General features: G+C 40.8%; 21 protein-coding genes. 16 read left to right on the top strand and 5 right to left on the bottom strand.

Annotated features, from left to right (window positions below; translation table 11 throughout):
• Position 1: 1 nt before the first annotated feature.
• The 4 genes from TZ94_RS03830 to TZ94_RS03815 all read right to left on the bottom strand — a co-directional run bounded on the left by TZ94_RS03830 (position 2) and on the right by TZ94_RS03815 (position 1,938).
• Positions 2-244, bottom strand: coding sequence for a hypothetical protein (locus TZ94_RS03830; RefSeq protein WP_045614800.1), 243 nt, complete (start codon positions 242-244; stop codon positions 2-4).
• A 10-nt stretch (positions 245-254) separates the two neighbouring features.
• Positions 255-797 (bottom strand): DUF3278 domain-containing protein, encoded by a 543-nt coding sequence (locus tag TZ94_RS03825; protein WP_045614299.1) that lies wholly within the window; start codon positions 795-797, stop codon positions 255-257.
• A 14-nt stretch (positions 798-811) separates the two neighbouring features.
• On the bottom strand, positions 812-1,006 hold the full coding sequence (locus TZ94_RS03820) for a helix-turn-helix transcriptional regulator (RefSeq protein ID WP_001082478.1): 195 nt from the start codon (positions 1,004-1,006) through the stop codon (positions 812-814).
• 122 nt (positions 1,007-1,128) lie between these two features.
• Positions 1,129-1,938, bottom strand: a complete 810-nt coding sequence (locus TZ94_RS03815) for an amino acid ABC transporter substrate-binding protein (protein ID WP_045614295.1) — start codon at positions 1,936-1,938, stop codon at positions 1,129-1,131.
• A gap of 222 nt (positions 1,939-2,160) precedes the next feature.
• Between TZ94_RS03815 and TZ94_RS03810 the strand changes: the two genes are divergently transcribed.
• The 5 genes from TZ94_RS03810 (at position 2,161) to brnQ (ending at position 6,585) form a co-directional block, all read left to right on the top strand.
• Complete coding sequence (locus TZ94_RS03810) at positions 2,161-2,766, top strand: nitroreductase family protein (protein WP_045614292.1); 606 nt, start codon at positions 2,161-2,163, stop codon at positions 2,764-2,766.
• A gap of 9 nt (positions 2,767-2,775) precedes the next feature.
• Positions 2,776-4,176 (top strand): dipeptidase PepV, encoded by a 1,401-nt coding sequence (gene pepV, locus TZ94_RS03805; RefSeq protein WP_045614289.1) that lies wholly within the window; start codon positions 2,776-2,778, stop codon positions 4,174-4,176.
• 52 nt (positions 4,177-4,228) lie between these two features.
• Positions 4,229-4,819 (top strand): uracil-DNA glycosylase family protein, encoded by a 591-nt coding sequence (locus TZ94_RS03800; protein ID WP_045614287.1) that lies wholly within the window; start codon positions 4,229-4,231, stop codon positions 4,817-4,819.
• A complete protein-coding gene (locus tag TZ94_RS03795) occupies positions 4,816-5,097 on the top strand; it encodes a rhodanese-like domain-containing protein (RefSeq protein WP_045614284.1) in 282 nt (93 codons plus the stop codon). The genes TZ94_RS03800 and TZ94_RS03795 overlap by 4 nt, the downstream gene beginning before the upstream one ends.
• A gap of 162 nt (positions 5,098-5,259) precedes the next feature.
• Positions 5,260-6,585: a branched-chain amino acid transport system II carrier protein gene (brnQ, locus tag TZ94_RS03790; RefSeq protein WP_045614281.1), complete on the top strand. Its 1,326-nt coding sequence runs from the start codon at positions 5,260-5,262 to the stop codon at positions 6,583-6,585.
• A gap of 37 nt (positions 6,586-6,622) precedes the next feature.
• Here the strand turns inward: brnQ and TZ94_RS03785 are convergent, their stop codons facing one another.
• Entirely contained in the window at positions 6,623-7,159 is a 537-nt protein-coding gene (locus TZ94_RS03785) for a DUF1307 domain-containing protein (protein WP_045614278.1), read from the bottom strand.
• A 132-nt stretch (positions 7,160-7,291) separates the two neighbouring features.
• Here TZ94_RS03785 and TZ94_RS03780 point away from each other — a divergent pair, with 132 nt between their 5' ends.
• The 11 genes from TZ94_RS03780 to TZ94_RS03730 all read left to right on the top strand — a co-directional run bounded on the left by TZ94_RS03780 (position 7,292) and on the right by TZ94_RS03730 (position 20,622).
• Positions 7,292-8,329 carry a M42 family metallopeptidase gene (locus TZ94_RS03780; RefSeq protein ID WP_045614797.1) on the top strand — a complete coding sequence of 346 codons (1,038 nt, stop codon included), beginning with the start codon at positions 7,292-7,294 and terminating at the stop codon, positions 8,327-8,329.
• A gap of 1 nt (position 8,330) precedes the next feature.
• A complete protein-coding gene (locus tag TZ94_RS03775; protein ID WP_045614275.1) occupies positions 8,331-8,792 on the top strand; it encodes an HIT family protein in 462 nt (153 codons plus the stop codon).
• Positions 8,793-8,803: 11 nt separating this feature from the next.
• Positions 8,804-9,520 carry an LD-carboxypeptidase LdcB/DacB gene (gene ldcB, locus TZ94_RS03770; protein WP_045614272.1) on the top strand — a complete coding sequence of 239 codons (717 nt, stop codon included), beginning with the start codon at positions 8,804-8,806 and terminating at the stop codon, positions 9,518-9,520.
• A 278-nt stretch (positions 9,521-9,798) separates the two neighbouring features.
• The gene (gene pheS / locus TZ94_RS03765; RefSeq protein ID WP_045614269.1) at positions 9,799-10,845 is read left to right on the top strand and encodes a phenylalanine--tRNA ligase subunit alpha; all 1,047 of its coding nucleotides are present in this window, start codon (positions 9,799-9,801) and stop codon (positions 10,843-10,845) included.
• 130 nt (positions 10,846-10,975) lie between these two features.
• Positions 10,976-13,381 carry a phenylalanine--tRNA ligase subunit beta gene (gene pheT / locus TZ94_RS03760; protein ID WP_045614266.1) on the top strand — a complete coding sequence of 802 codons (2,406 nt, stop codon included), beginning with the start codon at positions 10,976-10,978 and terminating at the stop codon, positions 13,379-13,381.
• A gap of 217 nt (positions 13,382-13,598) precedes the next feature.
• Positions 13,599-14,492, top strand: coding sequence for an ABC transporter ATP-binding protein (locus tag TZ94_RS03755; RefSeq protein WP_045614263.1), 894 nt, complete (start codon positions 13,599-13,601; stop codon positions 14,490-14,492).
• Entirely contained in the window at positions 14,489-15,688 is a 1,200-nt protein-coding gene (locus TZ94_RS03750) for an ABC transporter permease (protein WP_045614260.1), read from the top strand. Before TZ94_RS03755 ends, TZ94_RS03750 begins: the two co-directional genes overlap by 4 nt.
• Positions 15,689-15,865: 177 nt before the next feature.
• Complete coding sequence (rpoE, locus tag TZ94_RS03745; RefSeq protein WP_045614257.1) at positions 15,866-16,441, top strand: DNA-directed RNA polymerase subunit delta; 576 nt, start codon at positions 15,866-15,868, stop codon at positions 16,439-16,441.
• A gap of 282 nt (positions 16,442-16,723) precedes the next feature.
• Positions 16,724-18,331, top strand: coding sequence for a CTP synthase (locus tag TZ94_RS03740; RefSeq protein WP_045614255.1), 1,608 nt, complete (start codon positions 16,724-16,726; stop codon positions 18,329-18,331).
• 98 nt (positions 18,332-18,429) lie between these two features.
• Positions 18,430-19,383, top strand: coding sequence for a class I SAM-dependent methyltransferase (locus TZ94_RS03735; protein WP_045614251.1), 954 nt, complete (start codon positions 18,430-18,432; stop codon positions 19,381-19,383).
• 48 nt (positions 19,384-19,431) lie between these two features.
• Positions 19,432-20,622, top strand: coding sequence for an acetate kinase (locus TZ94_RS03730; protein WP_045614250.1), 1,191 nt, complete (start codon positions 19,432-19,434; stop codon positions 20,620-20,622).
• Positions 20,623-20,676: the final 54 nt, after the last annotated feature.

Here is a 20,676-nt window from a genome sequence, read left to right as displayed (position 1 = left end):
CCTAATTCTGGTCTTTTTTAGCTCTTGCAATACGAAGTGAGTCGACAATATGTATCATCACTCCGAAAAAGAAAGTTCCCAGTATAGTTTTAAAAATATGTTTTGTATTTAGAAGAGAACTGATAAAATTTGGATTTTCACTTGTTAGGGTATCAATGAGTGGAATTATAAAAAATATCACTGTTCCATAAATCGAACCTGCTTTCAGACCAGGATAACGTAACTGCTTCTTTTCTTTTTTCATGAGTTTCCTCCTAATCATTATCCTGATCTTCCTTGGCTTTTGCAATGCGACGGGAGATGAAAATCTGTATGACCACTCCAAAGAAGACAGACTGGAGGATACTTGAAAAAATATTTTTAAAAGCGAGAAGAGACTGAAGATAGTCCTGACTCTCACCTAGCAGTATAAGGAGAAGAGGGGTTGAAAAAAAACTCATTAATCCATAGACTATCCCCGCTTTCAGACCAGGATAGTGTAGTTGCTTACTTTCTTTCTCAGTCAGCATATCTGGTTCAATAGTTGTAATCCCTGTTTTTTGCATTTGGTAGGTGACATAGCCAGCAGCGATGAGGGCAATCACTAAAATCAGAGGAGGATAGACTAGAGCCACTAGTTGAGGAAATTGATAGGCCAGAACAAGCGGAATAAGATTGCCGAAAATCATCAGATAAAAGAGAATCATAAAGACTTTATTTCCGAGGCGGTCAGCTTCGCGCCGTTTGTATTCGTCCAGTGGATCAGAAATACCGTAAGTGCGTTTGATGAGCTTTTCAGTGAAGGTTTCTTTTTTCATTTTTCTTCTCCTTTTTAAAAATCGTCCTCCCAAAAGAGACTGTTGAGGTCAGTTTGGAGGCTTCGAGCGAGATTGAGACAAAGTTCCAGGGTAGGATTATACTTGTCGTTTTCAATCATGTTAATGGTTTGTCTCGAGACACCGATATCCTTGGCGAGCTCAAGCTGGGACATGCCCAGTTCCTTGCGGAATTCTTTCACACGATTCATGCTTCCTCCTTTTAAGATTGTGTCACATATATTTGACTATAGTATATTCTTTTAAAAATAAAATGTCAACTATTTTTGACATATTTTTGTAAAATAAAAAAAGATTGGTCTAGCCAATCTTTTTATTTTAATTCTGACGCATCTGGTAGGTAAGAACCACCGAGATAGGTCTTGCTGAGTTTTTCAAGGGTTCCATCTTGGTAGAGTTCTTTAAGAACCTTGTCAAACTGTTCTTTAAATTCTTTTTGGTCACTTGAGAAGATAATGTAGTTGTTTGGATTGTCGTTGCTTTCCAAGTCGACTACGTTCAAGTCTAAACCTCGGTCTTGGATAATCTTTTGAACAGAGATTTTATCAAAGATAAGGAAATCAAATTCACCGTTAGCAAGGTCAGTCAGACGTTTAGCGACATCTTCACCAGAGTATTGGATGGTTGCTGGATTGTCGGAGTGGCTTTGGTTCCAGTCTGTAACGACTTTGGCAGTAGAAGTTCCTGTATCATCCTGAGTTGTTTTACCAGCGATATCTTGCAGAGAGGTAAGAACCTTGTCTTTTCTGCTTACAAGAACTAAAGGATTTTTAGCGATAGGTAGTGAGTAGAGGTATTTATCTGCTCTCTCTTTGGTATAGCTCAAGTTGTTGGCAGCAGCTTGGTAACGGCTAGCATCCACTCCAGGGAATATACTTTCCCAAGCTGTTTTTTGAAATTCAATCTTGTATTGGTCTAGTTTTTCATCGACTGCTTTTAAAACTTCAACATCATATCCAGTTAGGTTTCCATCTTTTTCAAAATCAAAAGGGGGGCTGTCTCCAGCAGTTGCTACGACAATGGTTTTAGGACTAGCAGTGGAAGTAGAAGCACTATCCTGTTTGGCTTGTCCACAGGCAACCAACAAGGGACTAATAGCTAATAATAAGAATAATTTTTTCATAAGAGTCTCCTTTACTTAATGGTATCTAGCTTACCAGACAATCAATCAGATATCCAATATATATTTTTTATGGAAGTGATAGAGAAATATTATAATTTCCAGTTTTGTAGTAAACAACTCAAGTAAGAAAAAAGATAATTTGTTTCACTAATGAAAAAACTCTGCAAGCTCTTTCAGAATGTGGTAAAATGGAAGCAATAGAAATAGAAAAGGAAATCAATTATGAAATTTCTTGAGTTAAATAAAAAACGTCATGCGACCAAGCATTTTATTGATAAACCTGTCGATCCGAAGGATGTTCGTACAGCTATCGAAATCGCAACCTTGGCACCAAGCGCTCACAACAGTCAGCCTTGGAAATTTGTCGTGGTTCGTGAGAGAAATGCTGAACTAGCAAAATTGGCTTACGGTTCAAACTTTGAGCAAGTAGCATCTGCCCCTGTAACCATTGCCTTGTTTACAGATACTGACCTAGCTAAACGAGCTCGCAAGATTGCCCGTGTTGGTGGAGCAAAGAACTTCTCAGAAGAACAACTTCAGTACTTTATGAAAAATCTTCCAGCTGAGTATGCACGTTACAATGAACAACAAGTCAGTGACTACTTGGCTCTTAATGCAGGATTAGTTGCGATGAACTTGGTCCTTGCATTGACTGACCAGGGAATTGGTTCAAACATTATCCTTGGTTTTGACAAATCAAAAGCTAATGAAGTTTTGGAAATTGAAGAACGCTTCCGTCCAGAGCTTTTGATTACAGTAGGATACACAGATGAGAAATTGGAACCAAGCTACCGCTTGCCAGTAGATGAAATTATCGAGAAAAGATAGGAAGTAAAAATGACAGTTATTGATTTTACAGCAGAAGTAGAAAAACGTAAAGAAGACCTCTTGGCTGACTTGTTTAGCCTTTTGGAAATCAACTCAGAACGTGATGACAGCAAGGCAGATGCGCAGCATCCATTTGGACCTGGTCCAGTAAAAGCCTTGGAGAAATTCCTCGAAATCGCAGACCGTGATGGCTACCCAACAAAAAATATCGACAACTATGCAGGTCATTTCGAGTTTGGTCAAGGAGAAGAAGTTCTCGGAATCTTTGCTCACATGGACGTAGTGCCAGCAGGTAGTGGTTGGGACACGGACCCTTACACTCCAACTATCAAAGATGGTCGTCTTTATGCGCGTGGGGCTTCTGATGACAAGGGACCAACTACAGCATGTTACTACGGTTTGAAAATCATCAAAGAACTTGGGCTTCCGACTTCTAAGAAAGTTCGTTTCATTGTAGGAACTGACGAAGAGTCAGGTTGGGCAGATATGGACTACTACTTTGAACATGTAGGACTTGCAAAACCAGACTTTGGATTCTCTCCAGATGCTGAATTCCCTATCATCAATGGTGAAAAAGGAAATATCACAGAATACCTCCACTTTGCTGGTGAAAATACTGGTGCAGCTCGTCTTCACAGCTTTACAGGTGGCTTACGCGAAAACATGGTACCTGAATCAGCAACTGCAGTCGTTTCAGGTGACTTAGCTGACTTGCAAGGGAAGCTAGACGCCTTCGTTGCAGAGCACAATCTCAGAGGAGACATCCAAGAAGAAAATGGTCAGTACAAGGTGGCTGTAATTGGTAAATCAGCCCATGGTGCTATGCCTGCTTCAGGTGTCAATGGTGCAACTTATCTTGCTCTCTTCCTCAGCCAATTTGCTTTTGAAGGACCTGCAAAAGAGTACCTCGATATTGCTGGTAAGATTCTCTTGAATGACCACGAAGGCAAGAATTTGAAGGTTGCTCATGTGGATGAAAAAATGGGAGCTCTTTCTATGAATGCGGGTGTCTTCCGCTTTGATGAAACAAGTGCTGACAATACTATTGCCCTCAACTTCCGTTATCCAAAAGGAACAAGCCCAGAGCAAATCAAGTCAGTTCTTGAAAGCTTGCCAGTTGCTTCAGTCAGCCTTTCTGAACATGGTCACACTCCTCACTATGTGCCAATGGAAGATCCACTCGTTCAAACCTTGTTGAATGTTTACGAAAAACAAACAGGTCTTCAAGGTCACGAACAAGTCATCGGTGGAGGAACTTTTGGACGTCTATTAGAGCGTGGTGTAGCCTACGGTGCTATGTTCCCAGATTCTATCGATACTATGCACCAGGCCAATGAATTTATCGCCTTGGACGATCTTTTCCGTGCAGCAGCCATCTACGCTGAAGCTATTTATGAATTGATCAAATAATGATCTAGAAGTCTGAGATTCTATGCTTGGACTTCTTTTTGGAGGGAAACAGATGTCTCAAATCGAAAAAATCAAGCAAGCTATCATGGCGGATCCACAGAATGCCAGCTATACTGAGCAGGGTATCGAGCCTCTTTTTGCAGCACCAAAGACTGCTCGTATCAATATCATTGGGCAAGCTCCTGGACTCAAAACTCAAGAAGCAGGGCTCTACTGGAAGGATAAAAGTGGCGACCGCTTGCGAGAGTGGTTGGGTGTAGATGAAGATACTTTTTACAATTCAGGTTACTTTGCAGTCATGCCCATGGATTTCTATTTTCCGGGACATGGGAAATCTGGTGACTTACCGCCTCGTCCAGGTTTTGCAGAAAAATGGCATCCAAAACTTTTGAAGGAGTTGCCAGATATTCAATTAACGCTCTTGATTGGACAGTATGCCCAAGCCTACTATCTGCATGAAAAGGTCAGTGGCAAGGTGACGGACCGCGTACATCGGTTCAAGGATTATTTGCCTGATTATTTCCCTCTGGTACACCCATCACCACGTAATCAAATCTGGATGAAAAAAAATCCTTGGTTTGAGTCGGAAGTGGTGCCCGATTTGAAAAAAAGAATTAAAATAATTTTAGGAGAAAAAGAATGAAAGAAATTTCCTTCGATGAATTTTACCAGCTTTATCAAAATGAGCAACTTTCTCTAGTGGACGTGAGAGAAGTAGAGGAATTTGAAACTCTTCATTTAGAAGGTGCTCGTAATTTCCCTCTCAGCCAACTAGCGGATACTTATAAACAACTGGACAAAGACCAGCTTTATTACGTGATTTGTAAATCAGGAATGCGTTCAGCACGCGCTTGTCAATTTTTGGCAGAACAAGGCTATGAGGTTACAAATGTCCAAGGTGGCATGGATGCTTTAGAATAAGAAAAACTTCCTTTGAGACCGAAAATAAGAACGGTTTTAAAGGGATTTTTTTGCTCTAAAAATCAGAAAATTGAAAACATTTTAGAATTATTTCGAGATAGCCTTTTCATGCCTTTAAACATGTTATACTAAGAAAGTATTTTAATTTTATAAGGAGAGTTTATGGCTAAAAAAGGTGCTTTAACAGGATTACTTCTGTTTGGAATATTTTTTGGAGCAGGTAACTTGATTTTCCCTCCAACTCTAGGCGCACAGTCTGGAGAAAACTTTCTTCCTGCCATTGCAGGATTTGTATTTTCAGGTGTTGGGATTGCCGTCCTAACCTTGATCATCGGGACCCTTAATCCTAAGGGCTATATCTATGAGATTTCTAAGAAAATCTCTCCATGGTTTGCGACAGTTTATCTAGCAGCTTTGTACTTGTCGATTGGTCCATTCTTTGCCATTCCACGTACAGCAACAACATCTTTTGAGGTCGGTATCAGTCCCCTTCTAGCTGAAGCAAATAAGGGTTTAGGTTTGATTATCTTTACCATTCTCTACTTTGTTGCAGCCTATTTAATCGCCTTGAATCCTTCAAAGATTTTGGATCGTATTGGACGAATCTTGACTCCAGTATTTGCAATTTTGATTGTTATCTTGATTATTCTTGGAGCCTTTAAATACGGAGCAAATGCACCACAAGCAGCGTCAGGTGCTTATCAAACTTCAGCCTTTGGTGCTGGCTTCTTAGAAGGATACAATACACTTGATGCGCTTGCTTCTGTTGCCTTCAGTGTTATTGCCGTACAAACCTTGAAACAACTTGGTTTCTCAAGTAAGAAAGAGTACATTTCAACTATTTGGGTAGTTGGAATCGTTGTAGCTCTAGGATTTAGTGCTCTCTATATCGGGTTAGGTTTCCTTGGGAATCACTTCCCAGTAACAGAAGAAGCGATGAAGGGTGGAACTCCAGGAGTTTATATCTTGTCACAAGCAACACAAGAAATATTTGGTTCGATAGCGCAATTTTTCCTTGCAGTCATGGTATCTGTGACTTGTTTCACAACAACTGTAGGCTTGATTGTATCAACAGCTGAATTCTTTAACGACCGCTTCCCACAAATCAGTTATAAAGTTTATGCAACTATCTTTACCTTGATTGGTTTTGCTATCGCAAATCTTGGTTTGAGTGCCATTATCAAGTATTCAGTACCAGTGCTAGTTGTCTTGTATCCAATCACGATTGCGATTGTCATGATTGTGATTGTTAACAAATTTATCGCCCTATCTAAACCAGGTATGCAGTTGACTATTGGACTTGTCACAGCTATTGCCGTTGCCAGTGTTTTAGGATCTACATTTAAGATTGACTTTCTTGCAAATATCGTTAATGTTCTACCGTTTGCAGATGCTTCCCTACCATGGCTAGTACCAGCAATTGTTGGAATCTTACTTTCTCTCGTTCTTCCAAATAAACAAGAAAGTGAAGCGTTTGAAATGGAATAAAAAAACTTGGCGTTGGCCAAGTTTTTTTCTATTACTCTTAGTTCGTTTTTTCCTTATAACCAAGGTCTGTTAACATTTTCTTAGAGGCTTTAAAACTAACGTTTTTCCCAACACCTGAGTATTCTTCTGGTAAAGCTTTTCTAAGTTCATCTAGGCTTGCAACTGAAAGGTCAATCTCAAGATCTTGTACGACTTTACCATCTTTAATCTCGACAGATAAAGTTACCCCCTTGAGGCCCTTATATCCTTTATAGGTTTCTTCGACTACATTTTTTAAATCATCTGCAGTATTGTTTAGGACTTCGGGGTCAGCGACATTGTGAGCAGTTTGTTTCACAACGTTATCACCGTCAACTGTATAGGTCAATGTTGACTGGACACCAGGCTGAGAATCGTTCACAAAGGTAGCAGTTTTTAATTCTGATTTCTTTTCAGTTGTTTCAGCCTCAGTGGTTTTTACCTCAGTTGACTCTACTTTTGAAGAGTTAGAAGTTGTTGATGATTGTTTTGAACATCCCAACAAGAATGCCAACGGTAGAGCTAAGAGAAGCGTCATTTTGAAAAATTTATTCATATTTTTTCCTTTCTTCCTAAGAACTACTTTTATTATACCACAAAATACTTTTGTATTCAAATTATCCTAGTTTTCTATTTTCACACATACTAAGATGTAAAAAATGATATAATGGTAGCAAGAGGTGAAGAAATGAATCAAACTGTAGAATATATTAAAGAATTGACTGGTATCGCATCGCCAACAGGTTTTACGCGTGAAATTACGACTTATTTGGTTGAGACGCTTGAAAATCTTGGATATCAACCTGTCCGTACTGCTAAAGGTGGAGTGAATGTCACTGTTAAAGGTAAAAATGACGAACAACATCGCTATGTAACCGCCCATGTAGATACCTTGGGTTCCATTGTTCGTGCTATTAAACCAGACGGTCGCCTCAAGATGGACCGTATCGGTGGCTATCCTTGGAATATGATTGAAGGCGAAAACTGTACAGTCCATGTGGCTAGCACAGGAAAAACAGTTTCAGGTACGATTTTGATCCACCAAACTTCTTGCCATGTCTATAAGGATGCGGGAACAGCTGAACGTACTCAGGACAATATGGAAGTGCGTTTGGATGAAAAAGTGACCAACGAAAAAGAAACACGTGCACTCGGTATCGAGGTTGGAGACTTTATCAGCTTTGACCCTCGAACAACCGTGACTGATACAGGCTTTATCAAGTCTCGTCATTTGGATGACAAGATCAGTGCAGCTATTCTCCTCAATCTCCTTAAAGTATACAAAGAAGAAGGGATTGAACTTCCTGTTACTACGCATTTTTCTTTTTCAGTATTTGAAGAAGTGGGGCATGGTGCTAACTCAAGTATTCCTAGTCAAGTTGTCGAATATCTGGCTGTGGACATGGGAGCGATGGGAGATGACCAGCAGACAGACGAGTACACAGTTTCTATCTGTGTTAAAGATGCTTCAGGTCCTTATCACTATGAGTTCCGCCAACATCTGGTTGCTCTAGCAAAAGAGCAAGACATCCCATTTAAATTAGACATCTATCCATTTTACGGTTCAGACGCTTCTGCAGCCATGTCAGCTGGAGCAGAGGTCAAGCACGCGCTTCTAGGAGCTGGTATTGAGTCAAGTCACTCATACGAGCGTACTCACATCGATTCTGTAGTGGCTACTGAGCGTATGGTAGATGCTTACCTTAAGAGTGACTTGGTGGACTAAGATGTGCTTGATTTGCCAACGAATTGAATTAATTAAGTCAGGTGACAATCCCTACTTTGTAAAAGAACTGGAAACAGGCTATGTTGTCATCGGAGACCACCAGTATTTTGAAGGCTACACGCTCTTTCTAGCCAAGGAACATGTCACAGAATTACATCACCTACATCCAACTGTCAAACTCCGCTTTTTAGAGGAAATGAGTTTGGTTCAGGAAGCTGTCTCTAAGGCTTTTTCTGCTGAAAAGATGAATGTAGAGTTGTTGGGAAATGGAGACGCTCATGTTCACTGGCATATTTTCCCTAGACGAGAGGGTGATATGAAGGGGCACGGTCTTAATGGGCGTGGTCCAGTCTGGTGGGTTCCATGGGAAGAAATGATTGCTGAAGAATATCAGGTTAAGGGAAGCAAATTAGAAGACTTGATTGCAAGATTGTCTGAGACTTTAAACCAGATGATTAAATGAAAGGATAACAGATGAAAAAAAGATACCTTATCTTATCAGGATTATTAGCATTGACATTGGCAGCTTGTTCACAAGAAAAATCAGCAACTACAGATGCCAAGTCTTCTGCAGAGCAAAAAACTGTACAAGAAGGAACCGCGGGAAGTAAGTCTCAGGAAGCTAGTCAAAAGAAAGCAGAAGTGGTTAACAAAGGAGACCACTACAGTATTCAAGGTAAGTACGATGAGATTGTTGTTGCTAATAAGCATTATCCAATGTCAAAAGATTACAATCCTGGAGAAAATCCTACCGCTAAGGCAGAACTGTTGAAACTCATTGCAGCTATGCAACAAGCAGGATTCCCGATTAGCGACAACTATAGTGGTTTTAGAAGTTATGAAACTCAAACTCAGCTTTATCAAAACTATGTAAATAAAGATGGCAAGGCTGAAGCTGACCGTTATTCTGCAAGACCTGGTTACAGTGAACACCAAACTGGCTTAGCTTTTGATCTGATTGGAACAAATGGAGACTTAGTCACTGAAGAAAAGGCAGCCCAATGGCTATTGGACCATGCTGCAGACTATGGCTTTGTCGTTCGTTATCTCAAAGGTAAGGAAAAAGAGACAGGTTATATGGCTGAGGAATGGCACCTTCGCTATGTTGGTAAAGAAGCCAAAGAAATCGCTGCAAGTGGCCTCAGTTTAGAAGAATATTACGGCTTTGAAGGTGGAGACTATGTTGATTAGTCGCAAAATACCTTGCAAGAATGCTTGAAATTTGATAAAATATTTAGTAATTAAATAGGAATCTGCAAGACTAGTATCTCAGGGGAAGTATATCAGGGAGGAGAGCCGTGACTGAAAGCTCTCTATATGAAAGCTGGGTGAATTCACTTGCGCAAGGATTCAGAAATAAAGGTCTGACTTGTCAGATGAAAACGGATGGTACCGCGTGTCAACGCTCCGAGTGGAGTTTTTGGCATGTGGTTTTCTTTTTTTTCTGATAATCGACTGATGGAGGAATTATGTCAACTATTGAAGAACAATTAAAAGCGCTTCGTGAAGAAACGCTAGCTAGCTTGAAGCAGATTACTGCTGAAAATGAAAAAGAGATGCAAGAATTGCGTGTCTCAGTCCTTGGGAAAAAAGGGTCACTGACCGAAATCCTTAAAGGGATGAAAGACGTTTCTGCAGAAATGCGTCCTGTTATCGGGAAACACGTCAATGAAGCGCGCGATATCTTGACAGCTGCCTTTGAAGAAACAGCTAAGCTCTTGGAAGAAAAGAAAGTCGCAGCTCAACTAGCAAGTGAGAGCATCGATGTGACACTTCCAGGTCGACCTGTAGCGAATGGACACCGTCATGTTCTCACACAAACCAGTGAAGAAATCGAAGATATCTTCATCGGTATGGGTTACCAAGTCGTGGATGGATTTGAAGTAGAACAAGACTACTACAACTTCGAACGTATGAACCTTCCAAAAGACCACCCAGCCCGTGATATGCAGGATACTTTCTACATCACAGAAGAAATCTTGCTCCGTACCCACACATCTCCAGTTCAGGCGCGTGCGATGGATGCTCATGACTTTTCTAAAGGTCCCTTGAAGATGATCTCACCAGGGCGAGTATTCCGTCGTGATACAGACGATGCGACCCACAGTCACCAATTCCATCAAATCGAAGGTTTGGTTGTAGGAAAAAATATCTCTATGGCTGACCTACAAGGAACGCTTCAGTTGATTGTCCAAAAAATGTTTGGTGAAGAGCGTCAAATCCGTTTGCGTCCATCTTACTTCCCATTTACAGAGCCTTCTGTTGAGGTTGACGTCTCATGCTTCAAGTGTGGTGGAGATGGCTGTAACGTATGTAAGAAAACAGGTTGGATCGAGATTATGGGTGCCGGAATGGTTCACCCACGTGTCCTTGAGATGAGTGGTATCGATGCAACTGTATACTCTGGTTTTGCCTTTGGTCTTGGTCAAGAGCGTGTAGCTATGCTTCGTTACGGAATTAACGATATCCGTGGATTCTACCAAGGCGATGTCCGCTTCTCAGAACAGTTTAAATAAGATTGAAACCTAAAACACAGTCCTATACAGTTCTAGTCATTTTCTCTCGGTGAGAAATGGCAAGAGCTTACTCGAAGAAAAAGAAAGGAATTGAAAAGGTCTCGATTGATGAGATCTTACGATCAGAATTATGTTAGTATCATACAAATGGTTAAAAGAATTGGTGGACATTGATGTGCCATCACAAGAGTTGGCTGAAAAAATGTCAACCACAGGGATCGAAGTAGAAGGTGTGGAATCACCAGCTGCCGGTCTCTCAAAAATTGTCGTCGGAGAAGTCTTGACTTGCGAAGATGTGCCAGAAACACACTTGCATGTCTGCCAAGTTAACGTTGGCGAAGAAGAAGCTCGTCAAATCGTCTGTGGAGCACCAAATGTGCGTGCAGGCATCAAGGTTATGGTGGCTCTTCCGGGAGCTCGCATTGCGGACAACTACAAGATTAAAAAAGGTAAAATCCGTGGCTTAGAGTCACTAGGGATGATCTGTTCACTTGGTGAATTGGGGATTTCTGACTCAGTTGTACCAAAGGAATTCGCAGATGGCATCCAAATCTTGCCAGAAAATGCCGTTCCAGGTGAGGAAGTCTTCTCATACCTAGACTTGGATGATGAAATTATCGAACTTTCTATCACTCCAAACCGTGCAGACGCTCTTTCTATGCGTGGGGTAGCGTATGAAGTAGCAGCGATTTATGACAAGTCAGTTAACTTTAAAGAATTTGCTCTTTCAGAAACAGACCAAGCTGCAGCGGACGCTCTTTCTGTCAGCATTGACACAGACAAGGCACCTTATTATGCAGCTCGTATCTTGGACAATGTGACCATCGCACCAAGTCCACAATGGTTGCAAAACCTTCTCATGAATGAAGGTATCCGTCCAATCAATAATGTGGTCGACGTGACTAACTATATCCTCCTCTACTTTGGTCAGCCTATGCATGCCTTTGACTTGGATACCTTTGAAGGAAGTGAGATTCGTGTGCGTGAAGCGCGTGCTGGTGAGAAATTAGTGACCTTGGACGGTGAAGAACGTGAGTTGGAAACAAATGACTTAGTGATCACTGTTGCTAACAAGCCAGTTGCCCTTGCAGGTGTTATGGGTGGTCAGGCTACAGAAATCTCTGAAAAATCTAGTCGTGTCGTCCTTGAAGCTGCTGTTTTCAATGGCAAATCTATCCGTAAGACTAGTGGTCGCCTCAACCTTCGTTCAGAATCTTCTTCTCGCTTTGAAAAAGGCATCAACGTGGCAACTGTCAATGAAGCCCTTGATGCGGCAGCAAACATGATTGCAGATCTTGCAGGTGCGACAGTGCGTAAGGGGATCGTTTCAGCAGGGCAGCTTGATACTTCAGATGTGGAAGTTTCTTCAACTCTTGCTGACGTTAACCGTGTTCTTGGTACGGAGCTTTCCTACGCGGATGTAGAGGATGTCTTCCGTCGTCTTGGCTTTGGCCTTTCTGGAAACGCTGATCGCTTTACTGTTAGTGTTCCACGTCGTCGTTGGGATATTACCATCGAAGCGGACCTCTTTGAAGAAATCGCTCGTATCTATGGTTATGACCGCTTGCCAACTAGTCTTCCAAAAGACGATGGGACAGCAGGTGAATTGACTGAGACTCAAAAACTCCGTCGTCAAGTTCGGACTATTGCTGAAGGAGCAGGATTGACAGAAATCATTACTTACGCTCTGACAACTCCTGAAAAAGCGGTTGAGTTTACGACTGCACCAAGTAATTTAACGGAGCTCATGTGGCCAATGACCGTGGACCGTTCTGTTCTCCGTCAGAATATGGTTTCTGGTATTTTGGATACAGTTGCCTACAACGTAGCGCGTAAGAACAAAGACCTGGCTCTTTATGAGATTGGAAAAGTCTTCGAGCAAACGGGTAATCCAAAAGAAGACTTGCCAAATGAGATCAACAGCTTTGCCTTTGCATTGACAGGTTTAGTCGCTGAAAAAGACTTCCAAACTACAGCCGTTCCGGTTGACTTCTTCTATGCCAAGGGAATCTTGGAAGCCCTCTTTGCTCGCTTGTGTCTTGAAGTGACCTATACAGCAATATCTGAAATCGCTAGTCTCCACCCAGGACGTACAGCCTTGATTTCACTTGGTGACCAAGTAGTCGGTTTCCTCGGTCAAGTACACCCTGTTACGGCTAAGGCTTATGATATTCCTGAGACTTATGTAGCTGAGCTTAACCTTTCAGCTATTGAGACAGCTCTTCAACCAGCTAGCCCATTTGTGGAAATTACTAAGTTCCCAGCAGTTAGCCGTGATATTGCTCTTCTTCTCAAAGCAGAAGTGACTCACCAAGATGTAGTTGATGCTATCAAATCTGCAGGCGTGAAACGTTTGACAGATATCAAACTCTTTGACGTCTTCTCAGGTGAAAAACTAGGACTTGGTATGAAGTCAATGGCCTATAGCTTGACATTCCAAAATCCAGAAGATAGCTTGACAGACGAAGAAGTTGCTCGCTACATGGAAAAAATCCAAGCATCACTTGAAGAAAAAGTAGACGCAGAAGTGCGTTAAGAACCTTCAATCCATCCCTAGGGGTGGATTTTTTAATTCTTGTTAGTATTTAATATTGGAAAGACAAAATAACTTTAGGACTAAAATCTATTAGTTGAATTTCAGTTTTTGATATAAAAGATTTTCAGTACATTCCATCAATAAAAATGTAAGTAAATCCTTGCAATATCTACTATAAAAGAATATAATGTGTATAATAAATTTAAAGGAGTAGATGATGCTCGAAGTAAGAAATCTAGAAAAAAGTTTTGGGCCTAAGCAAGTTTTGTTTGGTGTTGACTTTCAAGCACGACCAGGGCGTATTTTGGGGCTGGTTGGGAAAAATGGAGCTGGAAAAACAACTATTTTTCACAGTATTTTGAAATTTTTGGATTATCAGGGAGAGATTCAATTTGATGGCCAGGAAATTCGTCAGGAAACCTATGCTCGCATTGGCTATCTACCCGAAGAACGTAGTCTTATGCCTAAATTGACAGTCCTTGAACAAGTGCGTTATTTGGCAACATTAAAAGGCATGGATGCAAAAGAGGTCAAAGAAAAACTCCCTCAATGGATGGAAAAGCTAGAAGTCAAAGGAAAACTGACAGATAAAATCAAGAGTCTCTCAAAAGGAAATCAACAGAAGATTCAGTTGATTATCACTTTGATTCATGAACCTGACTTGATTATCCTCGATGAACCCTTTAGTGGCCTGGATCCAGTTAATACCGAACTTCTTAAGCAGGTTATACTCAAAGAAAAAGAACGTGGAGCGACCATTATCTTTTCTGACCACGTCATGACCAATGTCGAAGAGCTGTGTGATGATATCCTGATGATTCGTGATGGGCGTGTCGTCTTACATGGACCGGTCCAAGATGTTCGTAATCAATACGGCAAAACACGACTTTTTGTTTCAAGTGAAAAAAATCAGGAAGAGTTGGAAAATCTCCCACATGTCACTCATGTTAGCTTGACCAAGCAGGGGACTTGGAAGCTTATTCTAGATGACGAAAATGCTGGACAGGAGCTCTTTGCTATCTTGACTCAAGGACACTATATTGCGACCTTTGACCAGCAAGCTCCGACAATCGATGAAATCTTTAAACTAGAATCAGGGGTGGAAGTATGAGAAATATGTTAGTTGTAATCAAAGAAACCTATCTGCGTCATGTCAAATCCTGGAGTTTCTTCTTTATGGTAATCTCGCCATTTCTCTTTATCGGCTTGTCTGGAGGAATTGGTTATCTCCAAGGTTCCTCTCTAGCTCAAAATAATAAAGTAGCAGTTGTTAGTTCGGTTCCTGCTGTAATAGAGGGGTTAAAATCGACCAATGGCATTAACTTTGACTATAAGGATGAAGCAAGTGCTCAAGCTGCTATCAAGGATGAAAAAATAAAAGGCTATCTAACCATTGACCAGGAGAACAGTGTCCTCAAGGCAGTCTATCATGGGGATACTTCACTAGAGAGTGGTATTAAGTTAGCTGTGACTGCTAAGTTGAATGAACTTCAATCCCAACTCAACCGTTCAGAGGCACATTTATCTCAAGAACAGGAAAAACGTTTGGCACAAACAATTCAATTTACAGAGCAGATAGATGAAGCCAAGGAAAATAAAAAGATGGTCCAAACCTTTGCAGCTGCGGGACTTGGTTTCTTCCTCTATATGATTTTGATTACTTATGCTAGTGTTACTGCTCAAGAAGTAGCCAGCGAGAAAGGAACCAAAATCATGGAAGTGGTCTTCTCAAGCATTCGTGCTAGCCATTATTTCTACGCCCGCATGATTGCCTTGCTTCTAGTCATTTTGACTCATATTGGTATTTATGTTGTAGGCGGACTTGGAGCTATCTTATTCTTTAAGGATATGCCTATCTTGGCTAATTCAGGTATTCTAAATCACTTGGGAGAAGCCTTTTCGATCAATACCTTGTTGTTTGTCTTAGTCAGTCTCTTTATGTATGTGGTCTTGGCTGCCTTTCTGGGCTCAATGGTTTCTCGACCTGAAGACTCTGGTAAGGCATTATCGCCTTTGATGCTTTTGATTATGGTAGGTTTTATTGGAGTAACCGCCTTAGGAACTTCTGGGGACAATTTGATTTTGAAAATCGGTTCTTACATCCCATTCGTCTCAACCTTCTTTATGCCTTTTAGAGCTATTAATGGTTATGCAAGTAGTTTAGAAGCATGGATTTCGCTTGCTATAACGGTTATTTTTGCAGTTACTGCAACAGCCTTTATCGGACGCATGTATGCTAGTCTAGTTCTTCAAACAGATGATTTGGGGATCTGGAAAACCTTTAAACGAGCTTTAAGTTATAAATAAAATATCGGACCTGTGAGTGTATCTCCCAGGTCTTTTAATTAGCCTAAATATTTCACATTAATTTCTTCTAAACCTTTGACTATTAGGCAAAATTATCGTACAATAAAGAGTACATGATAAAATGAGACCAGAGTTTGTATGCTTTGGCGTTAGTAGTAAAAAATGAGGAGAAACGCTTTGGAATTAGAAGTATTTGCTGGGCAAGAAAAAAGTGAACTATCTATGATTGAGGTGGCTCGTGCCATCTTGGAACTCCGTGGTCGCGATCACGAAATGCATTTTAGCGATTTGGTTAATGAAATCCAAAACTATCTTGGTACCTCTAATAGCGATATTCGTGAAGCACTACCTTTGTTCTATACAGAATTGAACTTTGATGGTAGCTTTATCTCTCTTGGAGATAACAAATGGGGCCTTCGTTCATGGTACGGAGTTGATGAAATTGACGAAGAAATTATCGCTCTTGAAGAAAGTGATGATGAAGAAGTCGCACCTCAAGCTAAGAAAAAACGTGTTAATGCCTTTATGGATGGTGACGACGATGCCATTGATTATGGTGCAGATGATCCAGAAGATGAGGATGCTTATGAAGAAGATCCAGCTCTTTCTTACGATGATGAAAATACAGATGATGAAAAGAACGAAGTAGAAGCCTACGACGCTGAAATCAACGAAATTGCACCGGATGACCTTGGCGAAGATGTTGATCTTAACGAAGAAGATGACGAAGATGTTGAGGATGAAGAAGAATAACACTAAAAGGCAAGGAAATCTTCCTTGTCTTTTTGCAACACTATATCTTTACTAAAAGCAAGACACTGAAAATCTGATATTCGAATGTATTTGACAAATGAGTCAAATTGAGGTAAGATATTGTTCGGGCACCTCTTTTAGAGGTCGGAGCTCCCTAGTAATTAGGGAGCTATTTTTGTTTTTCTGGGAACTTTTATCCTGGATTGTGTTATTGATGAAGGTCTTGTTTCCTATTTCCCCTACTAGTAAACAAGACCTTAAGCATTTTAGAAAGAGGAATCTATGTCTACGAAATATATTTTTGTCACTGGTGGTGTGGTATCGTCTATTGGGAAAGGTATCGTTGCAGCGAGCCTTGGACGATTGTTGAAAAACCGTGGTTTGAAAGTAACCATTCAAAAATTTGACCCTTATATCAATATCGACCCAGGGACCATGAGCCCTTACCAGCACGGAGAAGTATTTGTAACAGATGATGGGGCTGAGACAGATTTAGACTTGGGTCACTATGAGCGTTTTATTGATATTAACCTTAATAAATACTCAAACGTGACAACTGGTAAAATCTACAGCGAAGTTCTTCGCAAGGAACGTCGTGGTGAGTACCTTGGGGCAACTGTCCAAGTTATTCCTCATATTACAGATGCCTTGAAAGAAAAAATCAAGCGAGCTGCTCTTACGACTGACTCTGATGTTATTATTACAGAGGTTGGTGGAACAGTTGGCGATATCGAGTCCCTTCCATTCTTAGAAGCTCTTCGTCAGATGAAGGCAGATGTCGGCGCTGATAATGTCATGTATATCCACACAACCTTGCTTCCTTACCTCAAGGCAGCTGGGGAAATGAAAACCAAACCAACTCAACACTCTGTTAAAGAATTGCGTGGTTTGGGAATCCAACCAAATATGTTGGTTATTCGTACTGAAAAACCAGCAGGACAAGGGATTAAAAACAAACTAGCCCAGTTCTGTGATGTGGCGCCAGAAGCTGTTATCGAGTCATTGGACGTGGATCATCTTTACCAAATTCCACTTAATCTGCAAGCACAAGGAATGGATCAAATTGTTTGCGACCATTTGAAAATAGATGCACCTGCAGCAGATATGACAGAGTGGTCAGCTATGGTTGATAAGGTCATGAACCTCAAAAAACAAGTCAAGATTGCCCTTGTTGGTAAGTATGTTGAGTTGCAGGATGCCTACATCTCAGTTGTTGAAGCTTTGAAACACTCTGGTTATGCAAATGATGCAGAAGTCAAGATTAATTGGGTCAATGCTAACGATGTGACAGCTGACAATGTGGCAGAACTCCTATCTGATGCTGACGGAATCATCGTGCCAGGTGGTTTTGGTCAACGTGGAACTGAAGGTAAGATTGAAGCGATTCGCTATGCGCGTGAAAATGATGTACCAATGCTGGGAGTCTGCTTGGGTATGCAGTTGACCTGTATCGAGTTTGCCCGTAATGTCTTAGGTCTTGAAGGAGCTAATTCAGCAGAGCTAAATCCTGATACCAAATACCCTATCATCGATATCATGCGTGATCAGATTGATGTTGAGGACATGGGTGGTACCCTTCGTTTGGGGCTTTATCCTTCTAAGTTAAAACGTGGTTCTAAGGCAGCGGCAGCTTATCATAACAAAGAGGTGGTGCAACGCCGTCACCGTCACCGTTATGAGTTTAACAATGCCTTCCGTGAACAGTTTGAAGGAGCAGGATTTGTCTTCTCAGGTGTTTCACCAGACAATCGCTTGGTCGAAATTGTTGAAATTCCAGAAAACAAATTCTTTGTGGCTTGTCAGTACCACCCAGAGCTTTCAAGTCGTCCAAACCGCCCAGAAGAACTTTACACTGCTTTTGTAACAGCAGCGGTTGAAAATAGTAAATAGACAGAATAAAACCTTTGAGAGTCATCTCAGAGGTTTTTATTTTTTTTCATTATCATGAAAATCTGGAAAATCAGTTCTGAATTTGGTAAGATAAGGTTATGGATTTTGAAAAAATTGAACAAGCATATACTTATTTATTAGAAAACGTTCAAATCATTCAAAATGATTTGACGACTAACTTTTACGATGCCTTGATTGAGCAAAATGGAATCTATCTGGATGGTCAGACAAATCTGGAAGATGTAAAGAAAAACAATCAAGCATTAAAACGTTTGGCGCTTCGAAAAGAGGAGTGGCTACGGACCTATCAATTTTTGTTGATGAAGGCAGCGCAAACAGAACCTCTTCAAGCCAACCATCAGTTCACGCCAGATGCCATTGGTCACTTGATGATTTTTATCATAGAGCAACTTTTTCCTGCTGAAAATGTGAGTCTATTAGAGTTGGGTTCTGGGATGGGAATTCTGGGAGCTAGCTTCTTAACGTCCATGAACAAAAAGGTAGATTATCTGGGAATAGAACTTGATGACCTCCTGATTGACTTGGCGGCAAGCATGGCGGAAGTAATGGATCTTCAAATGGGCTTTGTCCAAGGAGATGCAGTACGTCCACAAGTATTAAAAGAAAGTGACATCATTGTGAGCGACCTGCCTATCGGTTACTATCCAGATGATCAGACAGCCTCACGTTATCAAGTAGTGGCTAAGAATGAACATACTTATGCTCATCATTTGTTAATGGAACAATCTCTCAAGTATCTCAGAACAGGAGGCTATGCAATTTTTCTAGCTCCAACAGATCTCCTGACAAGTCCTCAGAGCGAACTTTTGAAATCATGGCTGACTGAACAGGCTCAACTAGTAGCAATCATCGCTTTACCAGAGGATCTCTTTGCACAGGGAGCTCAGTCTAAAACAATCTTTGTTCTACAGAAGAAGACGGGAGAAGCGATTGAACCATTTGTTTATCCACTTACGAGTCTTCGTGACCCTGAAATTTTGATGGAATTTAAAGAAAATTTTCAAAATTGGTGTCAAGAACATGAAATCTAATGTAAATTTTGATATAATAGTTGAAAACGCTTAAAAAGGGGAAACATTATGACAAAAACCATTGCAATTAACGCTGGAAGCTCAAGCTTGAAATGGCAACTTTACCAAATGCCAGAAGAAAAGGTGCTTGCAAAAGGTTTGATTGAGCGAATTGGATTGAAGGATTCTGTATCAACAGTTAAGTTCGATGGTCGTTCTGAAGAACAAGTTCTTGATATTGAAAACCATACTTTGGCTGTAAAAATCTTGCTTGATGACTTGATTCGTTTTAATATTATTAACTCTTATGATGAAATTACTGGTGTTGGACACCGTGTCGTTGCAGGTGGTGAGTACTTCAAAGAGTCTACAGTTGTTGAAGGCGATGTCTTGGAAAAAATTGAAGAGCTAGGACTTCTTGCTCCATTGCACAACCCTGCAAATGCTGCTGGTATTCGTGCCTTCAAAGAATTGTTGCCAGATATCACAAGTGTAGCGGTCTTTGATACATCATTCCACACAACAATGCCAGAAAAAGCATACCGTTATCCATTACCAACTAAGTACTATACAGAAAACAAAGTTCGTAAATACGGTGCTCACGGTACAAGTCACCAGTACGTTGCTCAAGAAGCAGCAAAACTATTGGGCCATCCACTAGAAGAATTGAAATTAATCACTTGCCATATCGGTAATGGTGCTTCTATCACAGCTGTTAAAGGTGGTCAATCAATTGATACATCAATGGGATTCACTCCACTTGGTGGTGTTATGATGGGAACTCGTACAGGGGATATTGACCCAGCTATCATTCCTTATTTAATGCAATATACAGAGGACTTTAACAAGCCTGAGGATATCAGTCGTATTCTTAATCGTGAGTCAGGATTGCTGGGTGTTTCAGGCAAGTCTAGTGATATGCGTGATGTGATTGCTGCAATGGAAGCAGGGGATCATGATGCTGCTTTGGCCTTTGAAATGTATGTTGACCGTATCCAAAAACATATTGGCCAATACTTGGCAGTCCTAAATGGAGCTGATGCCATCATCTTTACTGCTGGTGTTGGTGAAAATGCAACGCTTGTCCGTGAGAAAGTCATCTCAGGAATTTCTTGGTTTGGTTGTGATGTAGATCCAGAGAAAAATGTTTTTGGTGTTACTGGAGATATCTCTACTGATGCTGCAAAAATTCGTGTCCTTGTCATCCCAACTGATGAAGAACTTGTTATTGCGCGTGATGTGGAACGTTTGAAAAAATAAACGATAAGAAAATCGACCTTCTCGATAGAGAGGTCGATTTTTATGTTGTTGACG

It is taken from the genome of Streptococcus infantis, from assembly GCF_000960085.1.
GTDB lineage: Bacteria > Bacillota > Bacilli > Lactobacillales > Streptococcaceae > Streptococcus > Streptococcus infantis_C.
This window is presented reverse-complemented; position numbering and strand designations above follow the sequence as displayed.